The organism is Micromonospora sp. CNZ309 (assembly GCF_002846525.1).
Genome location: NZ_PJNG01000001.1, coordinates 23424 through 37408, shown reverse-complemented (window position 1 = coordinate 37408; position 13985 = coordinate 23424). Strand labels below are relative to the sequence as shown.

General features: G+C 73.8%; 16 protein-coding genes and 1 pseudogene. 4 read left to right on the top strand and 13 right to left on the bottom strand.

Translation table 11 applies throughout. The annotated features are described in order from the left end of the window. Positions 1–16 precede the first annotated feature (16 nt). Both CLT72_RS00235 and CLT72_RS00230 read right to left on the bottom strand, forming a co-directional pair. Complete coding sequence (locus CLT72_RS00235) at positions 17–229, bottom strand: hypothetical protein (protein WP_101408998.1); 213 nt, start codon at positions 227–229, stop codon at positions 17–19. Further along, positions 219–425: pseudogene (locus CLT72_RS00230) on the bottom strand (ATP-binding protein); the annotation flags it as partial. The gene CLT72_RS00235 and the pseudogene CLT72_RS00230, both read right to left, overlap by 11 nt. A 222-nt stretch (positions 426–647) precedes the next feature. Here CLT72_RS00230 and CLT72_RS00225 point away from each other — a divergent pair. Further along, positions 648–1025, top strand: coding sequence for an STAS domain-containing protein (locus tag CLT72_RS00225; RefSeq protein WP_486484150.1), 378 nt, complete (start codon positions 648–650; stop codon positions 1023–1025). Here CLT72_RS00225 and CLT72_RS00220 read toward each other — a convergent pair whose 3' ends face one another. Next, positions 1026–2282 (bottom strand): PP2C family protein-serine/threonine phosphatase, encoded by a 1257-nt coding sequence (locus CLT72_RS00220; RefSeq protein WP_486484149.1) that lies wholly within the window; start codon positions 2280–2282, stop codon positions 1026–1028. It abuts the gene before it with no gap. A gap of 170 nt (positions 2283–2452) precedes the next feature. After that, on the bottom strand, positions 2453–2920 hold the full coding sequence (locus tag CLT72_RS00215) for an SRPBCC family protein (protein WP_101408996.1): 468 nt from the start codon (positions 2918–2920) through the stop codon (positions 2453–2455). A 154-nt stretch (positions 2921–3074) separates the two neighbouring features. Between CLT72_RS00215 and CLT72_RS00210 the strand changes: the two genes are divergently transcribed. Further along, the gene (locus CLT72_RS00210) at positions 3075–4025 is read left to right on the top strand and encodes a carbohydrate kinase family protein (protein ID WP_486484148.1); all 951 of its coding nucleotides are present in this window, start codon (positions 3075–3077) and stop codon (positions 4023–4025) included. Beyond that, a complete protein-coding gene (gene surE / locus CLT72_RS00205; protein ID WP_101408994.1) occupies positions 4015–4854 on the top strand; it encodes a 5'/3'-nucleotidase SurE in 840 nt (279 codons plus the stop codon). The genes CLT72_RS00210 and surE overlap by 11 nt, the downstream gene beginning before the upstream one ends. Before the next feature lie 204 nt (positions 4855–5058). On the opposite strand, the gene CLT72_RS00200 is transcribed toward surE, so the two are convergent. The 9 genes from CLT72_RS00200 to CLT72_RS00165 all read right to left on the bottom strand — a co-directional run bounded on the left by CLT72_RS00200 (position 5059) and on the right by CLT72_RS00165 (position 12859). Beyond that, complete coding sequence (locus CLT72_RS00200; RefSeq protein WP_101408993.1) at positions 5059–5736, bottom strand: DUF1028 domain-containing protein; 678 nt, start codon at positions 5734–5736, stop codon at positions 5059–5061. A gap of 62 nt (positions 5737–5798) precedes the next feature. Next, positions 5799–6296, bottom strand: a complete 498-nt coding sequence (locus CLT72_RS00195; RefSeq protein ID WP_101408992.1) for a DinB family protein — start codon at positions 6294–6296, stop codon at positions 5799–5801. Positions 6297–6340: 44 nt separating this feature from the next. After that, positions 6341–6490, bottom strand: a complete 150-nt coding sequence (locus tag CLT72_RS31770) for a hypothetical protein (RefSeq protein WP_158241938.1) — start codon at positions 6488–6490, stop codon at positions 6341–6343. Further along, positions 6487–6987 (bottom strand): MauE/DoxX family redox-associated membrane protein, encoded by a 501-nt coding sequence (locus CLT72_RS00190; protein ID WP_101408991.1) that lies wholly within the window; start codon positions 6985–6987, stop codon positions 6487–6489. Before CLT72_RS00190 ends, CLT72_RS31770 begins: the two co-directional genes overlap by 4 nt. A 3-nt stretch (positions 6988–6990) precedes the next feature. Further along, complete coding sequence (locus CLT72_RS00185) at positions 6991–7302, bottom strand: S24/S26 family peptidase (RefSeq protein ID WP_101408990.1); 312 nt, start codon at positions 7300–7302, stop codon at positions 6991–6993. After that, positions 7299–9077 (bottom strand): ABC transporter ATP-binding protein, encoded by a 1779-nt coding sequence (locus CLT72_RS00180; protein WP_101408989.1) that lies wholly within the window; start codon positions 9075–9077, stop codon positions 7299–7301. The genes CLT72_RS00185 and CLT72_RS00180 overlap by 4 nt, the downstream gene beginning before the upstream one ends. 2 nt (positions 9078–9079) lie before the next feature. Continuing rightward, positions 9080–9562, bottom strand: coding sequence for a hypothetical protein (locus CLT72_RS00175; RefSeq protein ID WP_101408988.1), 483 nt, complete (start codon positions 9560–9562; stop codon positions 9080–9082). A gap of 71 nt (positions 9563–9633) precedes the next feature. Next, entirely contained in the window at positions 9634–9873 is a 240-nt protein-coding gene (locus CLT72_RS00170) for a hypothetical protein (RefSeq protein ID WP_101408987.1), read from the bottom strand. Between the two features lie 67 nt (positions 9874–9940). Beyond that, positions 9941–12859: a BTAD domain-containing putative transcriptional regulator gene (locus CLT72_RS00165; RefSeq protein WP_101408986.1), complete on the bottom strand. Its 2919-nt coding sequence runs from the start codon at positions 12857–12859 to the stop codon at positions 9941–9943. 160 nt (positions 12860–13019) lie between these two features. Between CLT72_RS00165 and CLT72_RS00160 the strand changes: the two genes are divergently transcribed. After that, positions 13020–13895 (top strand): alpha/beta fold hydrolase, encoded by an 876-nt coding sequence (locus tag CLT72_RS00160; protein ID WP_101414837.1) that lies wholly within the window; start codon positions 13020–13022, stop codon positions 13893–13895. The last annotated feature ends 90 nt before the right edge of the window (positions 13896–13985 follow it).

The window sequence follows — 13985 nt, the reverse complement described above, 5'->3', positions numbered from 1 at the left end:
CGGCCCCGCGGACGTGTCAGCGGGCCGGGGCCCGTACGTCGGTGAAGTGTTTGGTGATGCGCAGCAGCACCCGGTCCGGTGGCCCGGGGACGAAGTCCGCCCCGTCGGCGAGTGCGGCGATCAGGGGCAGTCCACGGCCACCGACGGTCAGCGGGGCGGGGAGTTCGGCATCGAGTCCGACGCCGTCGGGGGGTGCTGCCGCGATTGCCGACCTCGAGTTGGCAGACATCGTCGTCGATCGTGATGGTGACGTCGACGGCGCTGTCCGAATCGGCGTGCAGCACCGCGTTGGCGCAGGCCTCGGTGATCAGCACGGCGAGGTGGCCACGGACCTCCTCGTCGGCGCCGGTGAGGCTCAGCAGGGTGGTGAGCACGTGCCGGGCACGGGTCACCGAGGATGGTTGACGCGGCAGTGACAGCGTCATGGCGATGCGCATCGCGCAGTTCCTCCTCGGCCCGTGGGTGACCGCGCCGGCTTACTGTGCCACACGCTGAGGCGGGACGCTCCGGTTGTGATCACCCCTACCCGGCGCTATCGGGGTGAAACCGCCGGGACCACGCGCTCGGGCGGGGCACCGTGTCGGGGCGTAGCCGGCCCTCGGCGGTTCGTCCGTCGGCGGAATATGGTGAGCGGGGATCATTCTGCGTTGGAGGTCGTTGTGGGTGTGCAGTTGACGGTCCGGCCGGGGCGGGGTTGCACCGTGCTCGAGGTGCGCGGCGAGCTGGACATGGCGACGTCCCCGCAGCTGCGCGAGGGCCTGCGACGGCTGATCGACGGCGGCGACCGCCAGGTGGTGGTGGATCTGGCCGAGGTCGGATTCATGGACTCCAGCGCGCTCGGCGCACTCGTGGTGAACTTCAAGGCCCTGCGGGAGGTCGGCGGCCGGTTGTGCCTCGCTGCGGTGCAGCCAGCCGTGCGCAGCGTCCTGACGGTCACGTCCGTGGATCGCGCCATCCAGGTCTACGGCACGGTGCAGGCCGCCGAGGCCGACGTGCCGACCACGGACGACACGGCGGCCCGGTAGTCAGTCCGGCAGCGCGGCGCTGGCCCGCGCCTGGTCGGCGCCGGCGCGGGTGTTCCGCTCCTCGCCGTGCCCGTCGTGCCAGTCGAGGACGAACAAGGTGGCGTCATCGGCCAGCGTCGGTCCGCTGACTTCGAGCACGGCATCGGCCAGCGCCCGGGCGGCCTCGCGCGGGTGCAGGTCGGTGATCGACCGCAACATGGCCGCCAGGTCCAGGTCGGCCGCGTTGCGCTCCCGCATGCCGTCGGTTATGACGACCAGGCGGTCGCCCGCCCGCAGCGTGATCTCGCCGGCCTGGTATTCGACGCCCTCGAACATGCCCAGCGGGAAGTTGGCCGGCAGCGACAGCGGGCGAGCGTCTCCGGCGCGTACCAGCAGCGGCGGCACGTGCCCGGCGTTGAGCAGCGCACACACTCCGGTACGCAGGTCGAGGCGGCCGAGGACCGCGGTGACGAAACTGCCGGGCACGGCGGCGTGCCCGGCCACGTCGGCGTTGGCGGCGTCGGCCTGCTCCACCAGGCCGGCGCCCCGGCGGCGGCTGTTGCGCAGGCTGCCCACCCCCAGCGTCGCCGTCAGCGCGCTCGCCACCCCGTGGCCCATCGCGTCGGTGACGCTGAAGTGCAGCACGTCCCGGGCGAGGCTGTAGTCGAAGGTGTCCCCGCCGATGCTGGCGGCGGGTTCGAGCCAGCCGGACAGGGTGAACGCGCTGCCCTCGCACGTGAACGACCCGGGCAGCACACGGCGCTGGATCTCCCCGGACAGGGTGAACGGGGTCGTGCGCTGGCCCCACTCGAAGAGGTCGGTGTGCCGGCGGTTGGCGATCACCACGAACGCCAACACGTGCGCCGCTCGGGCGATCTCCGCCAACCCCCGCGGCTCGGGCTCGTCCGCCAGGACCATCTCAAGCAGGCCGATCGCTTCACCACGGTCGGTCACCGGCGCCAGCACCGTCCACCCGTCCGGCTGTGCGACGACCCGCACCTCCTGGGTCCGGAGCGCCTGCTCGGCGGGGCCGCCGTCGAAGGGAAGCACCGTGGCGACCTCGGCGTCGTGCCGGCGTCCCGCACCGGCGTCGTCGAATGGCAGGTGGGCCAACCGGACCAGCGCACGGCCGCTGAGGTCCGCGATCAGGAACGCGACGGTACGGGCCCCCAGCGCCGCGCCGAGTTCCCGGGTGACCGCCCCGACCGCGTCGACCGGCGAGGCGTTCTCCGCCGCTTCCAGCATGTTGATCACGTGGTGCCCCCGGTCGCTTCTCACTGCCCGAGCCTATGAGACCGATCGGCCCACGCCGAGCACGAGGATCGTCACAGCGGGCGTCGCCAGCCCGGACCGGGTCCCGATCCCGTGCCCGCGGAGGGCCTGGGCCCACGGGTCCGGCCCCTCGGCTGGCGATCCGTCCCGCGCCGGTGGCGGCACGGCCGCCCGGCTCAGTCGGCCACCTCGACGTACGCCGCCAGGTTGGCCAGCGACGAGGCGATCCCGGCCTCGTGGTCCGCCTGGTCGATGCCGGGCGGCACGTCCGTGGCGGTGACGGTCACCCCGGTCCCCGCACCGGCGGCGGCGAGGTGCCAGGTCATCGTCATGGTGCCGGCGTACGAGGGGTCGTCCGCCTCGAAGACGGCCCGCTGCACCACGCGCTCCGGCGGCACCAGGGCGGCGAACCCGACCTCGACGACATCCGTTCCGGCCGACGTCTTGCCGGGACTGTCGGCGGCGTCGAGGTAGGTGAGGACCATCCGGAACCCGCCGCCGGGCCGGGGGTCCCACCGCTCGATGCGCCCGCGCATGCCGGCCGGCGGCAGCCACGCCTCCAGCGCCTCCCGGTCGAGCAGGGCGCCGTAGACGGTCCCCGGCGGTGCCGCGATCAGCCGGCTGGCGCGGTCGGTCCTTCCCATGACCCGATCCTAGGACCGCACCCCGACACCCACGTTCGCCCGTGGAGCGGCCCCGGCACCCGCCAGGACGGGGTCGTGGGCCCGTTCCCGACATGGGCGGCGCCCGCCCGCAGGAGGCGTGCATGGCCGGGCCGCCGTGGGGCAGTAGGTGGCGATGGATGAACAGGTGATGGTGTTCGCGCCCGCGCCGCTCTTGACCGTGACCATCGAGCAGCAGGCCGACGCGGTCGAGCTGCACCTGCACCCCGGCGGGCAGGGGGTGTGGCAGACCCGCATGATCGCGGCCCTCGGCACGCCGGTCACGCTGTGCGTGGCCGTCGGCGGCGAGGTCGGCGACGCGCTGCGCAAGCTGCTCGTCGACGAGGACGTGACGGTACGCGTGGTGAACCGGCAGTCGGGGACGGGCTGGTACGTGCACGACCGGCGCGACGGCTCGCGGGCGGAGATCGCCGAGGACCCGGGTGCGCCGATGGTCCGCCACGACATCGACGAGCTGTACACGGTGACCCTGACCGAGGGACTGCGCGCGCCGGTGAGCGTCCTCAGCGGTCCGGCCGACCCGGACATGGTCGACTCGGACATCTACCGGCGCCTGGCCGCCGACCTGAGCGCCAACGGCGGCACCGTCGTCGCGGACCTCTCCGGCCCGCACCTGGCGGCGGTGCTGGAGGGCGGCGTCGCCGTGCTCAAGGTCAGCCACGAGGAGCTGATGGACGACGGCTACGCGGACGACGACAGCGTCGAGTCCCTGCTCGACGCCGGCCGACGCCTGCAACGGAAGGGCGCGAAGTCCGTGCTGATCAGCCGGGCCGGGGAACCGGCCCTGGCCCTGCTCGACGACGGTACGGCGCTACAGGTGCACGCCCCGCCGCTGGAGCTGGCCGACCACCGGGGCGCCGGTGACTCGATGACCGCCGGCGTCGCCGCGGTGCTCGCCCGTGGCGGCGACCTGCGGAAGGCCATCCGCATCGGCGCCGCGGCCGGGGCGCTCAACGTCACCCGGCACGGCCTGGGCACCGGCCGGGCGGAGGCCGTACGGGAACTCGCCGGGCGGGTGCGGCTGACGCCGCTGGGGGACGCGTCGGGAGGCTCCGATGACGGGTGACCGGCCGGCGCGTGTCCTGGTGACCAACGACGACGGCGTGCTCGCCCCCGGCATCCGCTGGCTCGCCCGCGCCGCGTACGAACGCGGCCTCGACGTGGTGGTCGCCGCGCCGCAGTCCGAGGCGAGCGGGATGAGCGCGGCCCTGTCGGCGGTCACCGACGACGGGCGGGTGATGTTCACGCGGACGGCGCTGACCGGGCTGCCGGAGGTGCCCGCGTACGGCGTGGCGGCCTCGCCCGGCTACATCGCCATCCTGGCCGGGCTCGGAGTGTTCGGGCCGCCTCCGGAGCTGGTGCTCTCGGGCATCAACCGGGGTGCCAACGCGGGACACGCGATCCTGCACTCGGGCACCGTGGGCGCGGCGCTGACCGCCGGCAACGGCGGCGCCCGGGCCCTGGCCGTGTCGCTGGACGTGCTCTCGCCGGCTACGGCGGGCGCGGGCAGCGCGGGCGCGGCGATCGACGTGCTGGACACCGTCGACGACGAGGCCCGCCACTGGTCCACCGCCGCCGGACTGGCCGGGCACCTGCTGCCCTGGCTGCTCGACGCGGCCCCCGGCACGGTGCTGAACCTCAACGTGCCCGACCTGCCGGCCGAGCAGGTCGCCGGGCTGCGCCAGGCCACGCTCGCCCCGTTCGGGCAGGTGCAGGTCGCCATCGTCGAGAGCGGCCACGACTACGTCCGTACCGCCATCGAGGGGAACGGCGCCCGCCACGTCCCCGGCACCGACCTGGCCTGGCTGGCCGACGGCTACGCCGCCGTCACCGCCGTGCGGCCCCTGGGCGACCTGCCCGACGTGCGGATACCGGCGGCGCAGGCCGGCGACTGACCGGTCCCCGGAAGCGCCCGCCCCGCCGGTGGCCGGCGGGGCGGGGCCACGTCTCGTCGGGTCAGACTCCGCCGGCGGCGCGGTCGCGGTCGGCCTCGGCGTCGGCCGCGCCCGTCGGGACGCCGTCGCTGTCGCGGCCGGCCCGGGGCAGGTCCACGACCGAGCCTGCCCCTGCGTCGTCCCGAGTCGGCGCCCGCGCAGTTGCTACCCGAGTTCCTGTCGCGCGGCCTCGCCCATGGGGTCGTCGCGGGTGGGCAACTGCTGGATCATCGGCAGCACCTCTTCCTGGAAGAGGCAGTGCAGCCGGCGCAGTTCCCGCGCCGGATGGTCGGCGTCGTCGACCCGCACGTCCCACAGTGGGTACGGCTGGTCGCTGATCACCGTCACGGTCGCGGACCGTGCGCCGTGCCGGTCGCCGCCGGCCTCCTCGCCCGCCTCGATGGCCAGCACGAGCCGCTCCGCCAGGGCCAGTTCCTGGCTGTCCTCGAACACCCGGACGATCTCCGCGAGGGTCTCCGGGCCCACCAGGCGGTTGCCCTGCGCCGCGTAACCCGGCCCGGTGTGGTGCCCCGCCCATTCCCGCGCACGGGAGCCGGTGAAGGCGTACGAGCGGCCCTGACGGTCGACCATGCCGACCTGCCGCACCTCCCGACCCGGGTCCCGGGCCAGCAGCTCGGTCAGGACGTCCTGCGGCGAGCGGCCCTCGGCGAGCAGCGGCAGGCCGTCGTACGCCAGGAAGGGGTTGTGGGTGGCCTGGGTCGCCACCGCGCCACCGGAGCAGTGGACGTGCGCGACGAGCTTGCCGACCGCGGGACCGGCGGTCAGGGCGCCCACCCCGAGCTGGCCGGTACGCGGACACCGCGCCGCAATCGAAAAGGTCATGATCGGCAGTTACCCGACCGGACGCCCGCCATGCGGGAGCGGGATGCGCGGACGTCGGCGCGCTACCCGTTGGTGAGCTGCTCGCGGAGGATGTCGGCGTGCCCGCAGTGCTGGGCGAGCTCGCGCAGCACGTGGAGATACACCCAGCGCAGCGGAAGCGGGCCCCGCCGGTGCCCGTGGAGGATGTCGTCCAGGCCCAGGGACGACGTCGCGCGGCGTGATGCCGCGCAGGCTTCGCGGTGCGCGTGCCGGACGCTGGCGATCGTGTCGTCGTCAGCGAGGATGAACGAGTCCTCCGACCTCGCCGGGATGCCGATCTCGGCGCGCGAGCGGCCCGTGACGGCTTCGTCGAACCAGACCTTCTCCACGAAGGTCGCGTGCTTCACGAGACCGAGCAGCGTGGTCCGGGAGGCCACCAACGAGCGGCGTGCCTGTTCCTCGGTCAGCCCGTCCAGGCAGCCGTCGAGCGCGCCACGGTGCTCGTCGAGGAACGCCTCGAACTGGGCGCGGGACGGCAGCGCGACGACCCGGTCGTCGAAGGTGGGCGGATAGGAAGGCATGGACAGAGCATTCCAGACCGTGACCCGGGTCTCCGCCCCTGCGGTCAGTCGCCGATCGCCTGGTAGACGGCGGTCCAGAGGTCGAGCCACATCGGCATCCGCCGGTCGTCGGCGTGCGCCCGCTGCATCATGACGATCGCCGACAGGTCCTCGGCGGGATCGCTTCCACCAGCAGACGAACAGATGGAACTCACGTCCGGTCGGCCGCGCCGAACAGGTAGCGCAGCTCGTCCAGCATGACGACCAGCACCCCGGCGACCAGCGCACCGACGGCGGCCAGTGCCGCTTCACCAGGGCGTACGGGCCCGGCCGGGGCGAGCGCGCCGAGGATCGCGCAGCCGATGAGCAACGCGTTGCGCCACACGTGGTGCCGGCCCAGGGGGGCCGCGGTGCGGCCGAAGCAGCGGCAGGTGGCGCCGCCCCGCCGCAGGTTCGCGGTGATGGCGACGGTGAAGGCGAGCAGCAGGGCCGTTGACAGGAGGAAGCCGGCCATGGGGAACACGGCCAGCAGGACGACGGCGGTGAACTCGGCGGCGATCACGGCCGCGGCGAGCGGACCGGCCGGCTGGTAGCCCATGTCGTGCACCGAGCGCGTGAACTCGCGGTAGGCGGCACGCCCGGAGACCTTGCCGACCGCCGCCGCCAGCAGGACCGTGCCGAGCAGCACGCGGCACGCGATGTCGACGTACACCTGTTATCGCCTCTCTCTGGCCACGCCGAGGATCGCCTCGCGGGGCACCGCCCCGAAGTGCCGCGAGTCCTGGCTGTGGGGGTTGTCTCCGCGCACGGTCACGGCACCGTCGGGCTCGACCCGGTGCACGCGCTTGACCATCCACGTCAGGTCGGAGTCGGGGACGACGTCACGGGTCCGGAAGACGAGGAGGTCACCCGCGGCCGGCGGCCGCCCGACGCGGACGACGAGCCGGTCGCCGTCGCGCAGCGTCGGCGTCATGCTGTGCCCGCGTACGACAATCAGGCGCCAGCGGCGGCGCAGCCAGCCGGTCATGACGCGGCCAGCTGGTACCCGCCGGCCTGGAGGCGGAACAGCCGCGCGTACTCGCCGTCGGCCGCCATCAGCTCGTCGTGCGCGCCCGATTCGATGACGCGTCCGGCGTCCAGCACGACGATGCGCTGCGCGTCGCGCAGGGTGCTGAGCCGGTGGGAGATCAGCAACCCGGTGCGGCCGTGCCGGATCCGGGCCAGCGACGCGTGCACACGGGTCTCGGCGTCGGCGTCGAGCCCGGAGCTGGGCTCGTCCAGGATGAGCAGGTCGGCGTCGGCGCGCATCAGGGACCTGGCGAGCGCGACCCGTTGCCACTGCCCGCCGGAGAGTGTCACCCCGGGCTCGCCGTCCTGGTCGGCGAACGTACGGCTGAGCAACGTGGCGTACCCGTGGGGAAGGGCGCGGAGGCGGTCGTGGATCTCGGCACGCGCGGCGGCCTCCTCGACCTGCTCAGCCGTGTGCGGTAGCCGGCCGATGCCGACGTTCTCCGCCGCGCTGAGGTCGTAGCACATGAAGTCCTGGAACACCGCGCCCATCCGCCGGCGCAACGCCTCGACCCGCAGCTCGCGCAGGTCCATGCCGTCCCACGTGATGCGCCCACGGTCGGGGTCGTAGAACCGGCAGAGCAGCTTGACGAGGGTGCTCTTGCCGGCGCCGTTGAGGCCGACGAGCCCGACGGCCTCACCGGCGGGGATCGTGAGGTCGACGCCCCGCAGGACCCAGGGGCCACCCTCGTCGTAGCGGAACCACACGTCCTCGAACCTGATCCCGGTCTCCAGCGGCGGCGCCGGCAGGGTCCCGTCGGCCAGGTCGGCGGGACCGTCGAGGACGGCGACGTAGTGCCGGAACAGCCGGATGGCCGCGCCAGCCTCGCCGAGCTGCGCGGCGATGCCGGCCAGGCCGGCGTGCGCGGCGCCGAAGGCGGCCAGCAGGAGGGTCAGGTCGCCGAGGCTGAGTCGGCCGCGGACCGCGGCGTTCACGGCGATCACCGTCGCGGTGAGCGTCACGGCGGCGCCGGCCAGCGCCCAGCAGCTCTGCACCGCGGTGGCGTGCCGCGCGGCGGCCAGCTCGATCCGGCCGGCCGCCCGCAGGGTGCCCGTGAGCCGATCGCGGAAGAACCGGCCGAGCTGGTAGAGGCGTACCTCCCGGACGGCGCGCAGGTCGGTCAGCACGGCCTGGAACAGGAAGCGGGTCCGGAACAGGCCGGCGCCGTCCTCCACGGCGCGCGCCGCTCGCCGGGACAGCCGCAGCTGGATGAGGAACTCGGGGACCGCCACGGCGAGCAGGAGCAGGCCGGCCGGCGGCCAGAGCGACGCCAGGATCACGGCGAAGCCGCCGATGGTGACGACGCTCTGGGCCACGTCGACCGCGAACATGACGACCGCGTACGGCGCCTGGGTGGCGGCCTGCTGGGCCAGTGCCAGCCGATCGCGCATCGCCGGCTGCTCGAAGGGGCCCAGGCCGAGGAAGGTGTCCAGTTTCCGGTACAGCCGCACGTCGGCGGCGATGGCGATCGCGTTCTGCAACGCCGTGGTGAAGTAGCCGGACAGGCGGTTGGCGATCGCCGCCAGGGCTCCCAGGAGGGCGATCGCCACGGCGTACCAGGTGGCCGTCGACGGGCTGGCCGAGCGACCCCTGCCGACCTCGTCGAACAGCAGCTTCGTGAACCACGCGACGCCGAGCGGCGGCGCCGCGCCGACCGCCACGAGGGCGACCATGGCGGTGAGTGCCTTCGGGTCGGCACAGCCCAGCCGCAGGGCGGTTCGCAGCGTGGTCACGGTCAGGCCGGAACCGGGAGCTGGTGGCTGGACCCGACGATGACACCGTCGACGACCGACAGCACGGCCGGGAAGCCCTTGACGTGGAACTTCTTCTCGGCGAACTGTTCGGAGATCGTCGCCGTGTCGAAGCCGGTCAGGCGTGGCGCCATCGCCGCCGTCTCCGCCGGTGTGCCGATCATGAACACGAGGGTGTCGTGGCGGTAGCGCTCGGCGTCGGCGGTGAGGGCGTCCAGGAGATCCCGGCACGGTGGACAGGTCGGGGTCAGCATGACCACGGTGCGGCGGCCGGTGCTCAGGTCGGCGTGCGGGAGGCCGGTGACCTCCAGGCCCGGGTCGGGCAGCACCTCGGGGACGGCCTCGCCGTCGTGGGCGTGGCCGGTGCCCACCTCGCGCAGGCGCCGGGCGAGGGCAAGGGTCAGGACGAGGTTGAGCGCGGCGACCGCGCCGACAAGGGCGATGGCGGCGTACGCGAAACCCGGCATGGGAACTCCTCGGCGAGTCGGCGGTGGCGGGGGCCGCGCCGGTCGGCACGGCCCCCGGGGGGAAAGCCAGGTCAGCAGGCGCCGACCTTCTTGACGTAGCAGAGCGTCCGCGTCGTCGAGGTCACGCAGGCGCCGTTGCAGTTGTAGTAGCCCTGGCGGTAACGCCGGAAGTAGTCGCCGCCGGAGCAGTAGCCGTCGGACGCGACGCACGCGCACTTCTGGCCGTGCTCCGGCACGCAGGCGCCGGCCTCCTCGCGGCCGAGCACCTTGCCGAGGACGGCGTCGCCGACACGGGTCAGGATCCTGGTCATGGGCAGACCTCCTTTGTGGGTGGTTGCCCGCCACTGTGCCGGTCGCCGCTGCGCTCGCCCTGCGCTTCTACTGCGCGTGGGCTGCGCTCCGCCAGTCCGTCAGCCGTTCGCGCAGGTCGTCGGCGTACGCGGCGTCGAAGTGCTCGAAGATGCGCAGCGCCTCCTCGCCCAGCGTGGCCGCCCGATCGTGCCGCGCGAGGGTGGCGTACGCCCGCGCCAGCAGGCTCAGCGAGTTCGCCAGCGGGAACGGTTGCCCGATGCCACGCAGCATCGCCACGGAGCCCTCCAGCTCGGCGACCGCCCGCTCGGCGTCGCCCTCCTCGAGGTGCACCTTGCCGAGGAGCCGGCGGGAGATCGCCTCACCCCACTCGTGGCGCAGGTCGCGGAACGCGCGGACCGTACGGGTCAGCAACCGGCGTGCCGAGGCGCTGTCTCCGGCCGCGAGATACGTCGCGGCCAGCGCCTGCTCGGCGGTGGTCACGCTCATCCGGTCACCGAGCCGGCCGGCGTCGGTCACCGCCTGCCGCAGGTGCTCCAGTGCCTGCGGCCACTGCTCGGCGTGCCGGTGCAGCAGGCCGATGCTCTCCCGCGCGAGTGCCGCACCCCACAGGTCGCCGCCGTCGGCCAGCAGCCGCAGTCCGGCCTCGCAGGCGGCATAGGCCAACGGGGACGTGTGCTGGTACTGCCCGTACTGCATGCCGAGGGTCAGCAGCACGTGCCCGTCGACCGGGCCGACCGGCCAATGCGTGGCGCACGTGCGCACCATCAGCAGTAGCGCGGCGTCCGCCTCCCGCAGCCGGCCGAGCTGGCGGCAGCACAGCGAGTAGCCGTGCAGCGCGACGAGCCGGTGCGCCACCAGCGGCCCGCGACTGTCACGGTGCGCCGCGCGCAGCAGCGGCACGGCTTCGGCGTACCGGTTCAGCATCCGGTAGGCCGTGCCCAGGTGCAGCCGCAGCGACATCCGGGTCGGCGACGGCAGGTCGGCGTGGCGGTCGAGCACACCGCGCAGGCAGTCGACGAACTCGGGCAGGTGCTGGCTGCGCATCATCGCGAAGTTGCCCATCGTGCAGGCCAACCGCCCGGCCAGGTCGACGGCATCCAGCCCCAGCAGGTCCCGCACCGCCGCGAGGAGGCTCTCCCGCTCCGCCTCGAACCACTCGACGGCGTCCCAGGGGTCGATCACGCCCGTCGCGTCCGCGACCGGCAGGGCCTTGCAGGGCAGTGCGGCGGCCGCGCGTACGGCGTGCGCGTGCAGCCGCGTGTAGAAGGCGATCACCTGGTCGGCGTCGACGTCGGTGCGCTCCCGCGCGTGCAACCGGACCAGGTCGTGCATGCGTACCCGGCCGTCGGGGTCGGCGGTCAGCAGGTGGGCCCGGCACAGCTGTTCCAGCAGCGGCTCGGTGCTCTCGTCCGACATGCCGAAGCTGCGCAGCGACGTGCGGCTGAGCACGCCGAGCAGCCGCGCGGCGGACGGCGCCAACCGCTCGAACCCGACGGTGAAGCTGGTGCGCACGTCGAGCCCGTCGAGCGACAGTTCGTCGAGGCGGCGCCGCTCGTCGCGCAGCCGGTCGCGCAGCCGCGCCACGGTCATGGCCTCCCGCTCGGCCAGCCGTACCCCGGCGATGCGCAACGCCAGCGGCAGGCGACCGCACAGTTCCACGACGTCGGTCGCCGCGGCGGCCTCCCGGTCGATCCGCTCGGCGCCGGCCAGCCCGGCCAGCAGCTCCAGGCCGTCGTCGAGCGGCAGGACGTCGAGCGCGACCACCTCGGTGCCCGCCAGTCCGGGCAACGCCGCCGTGCTGGTGACGAGGGCGGTGCTGCCGCCGGGCGGCAGCAGCGGGCGCACCTGCGCCGCGTCCGCCGCGCTGTCCAGCATCACCAACATGGCCTGGTCGGCGAGGATGGACCGGTACAGCGCGGCGCGTTCCTCGGCCGCCGTCGGGATGGCCTCGCCGGCCACCCCGAGGGAGCGCAGGAAGGCGCCCAGCACCGCGCCGGGCCGGGCCGGGTCGGCGGTGTTGCCGCGCAGGTCGGCGTACAGGCAGCCGGCGGAGAACCGGTGGCGACTCGCGTGCGCCGCCCGCAGCGCCAGCGTGGTCTTGCCCGTCCCCGCCAGCCCGGTGACGACGACGACCTGGGCGGCCCCGGCCGGCGGGGTACGCCCCAGCAACGACAGCAGCAGCCCGAGTTCCTTGTCCCGCCCGACGAAGTCACCGGTGACGCCGGGCAGCTGACTGGGCCGCACCCAGGCTCGTGGGGACGTCTCCTGCTCGCTGCCGAGGATCTCCCGGTGCAGCTGCCGCAGCTGCGGCCCCGGGTCGATGCCGTGCTCCTCGGCGAGGATCCGGACGCCGTCCCGGTACACGGCGAGCGCCTCCGCCTGCCGGCCGCTGCGGTGCAGGGCCACCATGAGCTGACCGCGCAGCCGCTCCCGCAGGGGCCGGTCACGCACCAGCGTGGTCAGCTCCGGCACGACCTCCCGGTGCAGTCCGAGCGACAGCAGCGCCTCGACGCGCAGCTCGATCGCGTGCTCGCGCAGCTCGCGGAGCCGGTCGCGCTCGACGTCGACCAGCGTCGCACCGACGTCGACGAACGCGTCGTCGCGCCAGCGGGCCAGCGCCTGGTCCAGCAGCGTCACGGCGCGGCGGGCGTCGGTGGTGGCGGTGGCGGCCTGCACGGCGGCGGCGAACTCCGCCGCGTCCACGATCACCGCGGCGTTCAACTGGTAGCCGGGTGACCTGGTGAGGATCAACTCCGGCGTCGCGTTGCGCCGGACCGAGGCGACGATCGCCTGGACGCGGTTGCGTGCTCCCGCGGGCGGACGCTCGGGCCACAGGCCATCGATCAGGCGCTCGACGGAGACGATGCGCCCACGCCGGGCCGCCAGGCTCGCGACGAACGCCCGCTCCAGCGGGGCGAGCGGCACAGCGGTCCCGTCGACGCTCAACTCGACCCGTCCGAGGACGGCGATCCGATACCCGCGCACCGCGCAAAGCTAGCGCGCGGGCCTACCGGTCGTGCTCGGGGCGTTCCGGGAGGCCGGTGCCCCACGGATCGCGGCGCATCCGGACACGAATGTCGAGGTCACCGGACGACGTCGGTCCGGCTCGGGCACGATGGGCTGGTCGGAGCGGGAGGAGGACGCGATGCAGACCATCCGGAAGGTCCGCCACCGACGGGCCGACGTCGACGGGCTGGAGGTGTTCTTCCGCGAGGCCGGGCGCCCCGACCGGCCGGCGGTACTGCTGCTGCACGGCTTCCCCAGCTCGTCGCACACGTTCCGCGAGGTCATGCCCACACTCGCCGACGTCGCGCACGTGGTCGCGCCGGACCTGCCCGGCTTCGGGATGTCGTCGTCGCCGACCGTCGACACCTACGACTACACGTTCGAGAACCTCTCCCGGACGATCGGCCACCTTCTCGACCAGCTCGGGATCGAGCGGTTCTTCGTCTACCTGCACGACTTCGGCGCACCGGTGGGATACCACCTGGCCACCCGTACCCCGACCCGCATCCGCGGCCTTATCGTCCAGAGCGGCAACGCGCACGACGACGGCCTCGGCGGGCAGTGGGACAGCGCCAGGGCCTACTGGGCCGACCCGACCGACGCCAGGCGCGCCGAACTGCCGGACTGGTTGAACTTCGAAGGCACCCGCGAGCAGTACCTGGCCGGGCTGCCCGAACACCTGCGCACCCTGCACGCTCCCGAGTCGTGGCACCTCGATTGGGAACGCATGACCCGACCCGGCACCGTCGACGCGCAGTTCGCGCTGTTCACCGACTACGCCAACCACGTCGCCCGCTTCGACGAACTCGCCGCATACCACCGCGCCCACCAGCCACCAGCGCTCGTACTGTGGGGACGGCACGACGCGTACTTCGACGTCGACGAGGTCCTCGCCTACCACCGCGTCCTCGACCGCATGGACGCACACATCTACGACGGCGGCCACCTGCTGTTGGAGACGCACGCGGCGGAGTGCGCGCAGCTCATGCGAGCGTTCGTACTCGACAACACGTGAGCCGTTGGCGCACCGGTCCACGGGCTGCCGTCGGGCGCTGGGGCCGGGCCGGCGGATCAGCGTTGCGGAAAGCGTAACAACCTGGTTACC

What these genes read in the sequence shown, in the direction of transcription:
- CLT72_RS00160 (WP_101414837.1), top strand. Translation starts at nt 13,020, where the DNA reads ATGCAGACCATCCGGAAGGTCCGCCACCGACGGGCCGACGTCGACGGG.
- CLT72_RS00185 (WP_101408990.1), bottom strand. Translation starts at nt 7,302, where the DNA reads ATGACCGGCTGGCTGCGCCGCCGCTGGCGCCTGATTGTCGTACGCGGG.
- CLT72_RS00170 (WP_101408987.1), bottom strand. Translation starts at nt 9,873, where the DNA reads ATGACCAGGATCCTGACCCGTGTCGGCGACGCCGTCCTCGGCAAGGTG.
- CLT72_RS00200 (WP_101408993.1), bottom strand. Translation starts at nt 5,736, where the DNA reads ATGACCTTTTCGATTGCGGCGCGGTGTCCGCGTACCGGCCAGCTCGGG.
- CLT72_RS00195 (WP_101408992.1), bottom strand. Translation starts at nt 6,296, where the DNA reads ATGCCTTCCTATCCGCCCACCTTCGACGACCGGGTCGTCGCGCTGCCG.
- surE (WP_101408994.1), top strand. Translation starts at nt 4,015, where the DNA reads ATGACGGGTGACCGGCCGGCGCGTGTCCTGGTGACCAACGACGACGGC.
- CLT72_RS00215 (WP_101408996.1), bottom strand. Translation starts at nt 2,920, where the DNA reads ATGGGAAGGACCGACCGCGCCAGCCGGCTGATCGCGGCACCGCCGGGG.
- CLT72_RS00235 (WP_101408998.1), bottom strand. Translation starts at nt 229, where the DNA reads ATGTCTGCCAACTCGAGGTCGGCAATCGCGGCAGCACCCCCCGACGGC.
- CLT72_RS00210 (WP_486484148.1), top strand. Translation starts at nt 3,075, where the DNA reads ATGGATGAACAGGTGATGGTGTTCGCGCCCGCGCCGCTCTTGACCGTG.
- CLT72_RS00175 (WP_101408988.1), bottom strand. Translation starts at nt 9,562, where the DNA reads ATGCCGGGTTTCGCGTACGCCGCCATCGCCCTTGTCGGCGCGGTCGCC.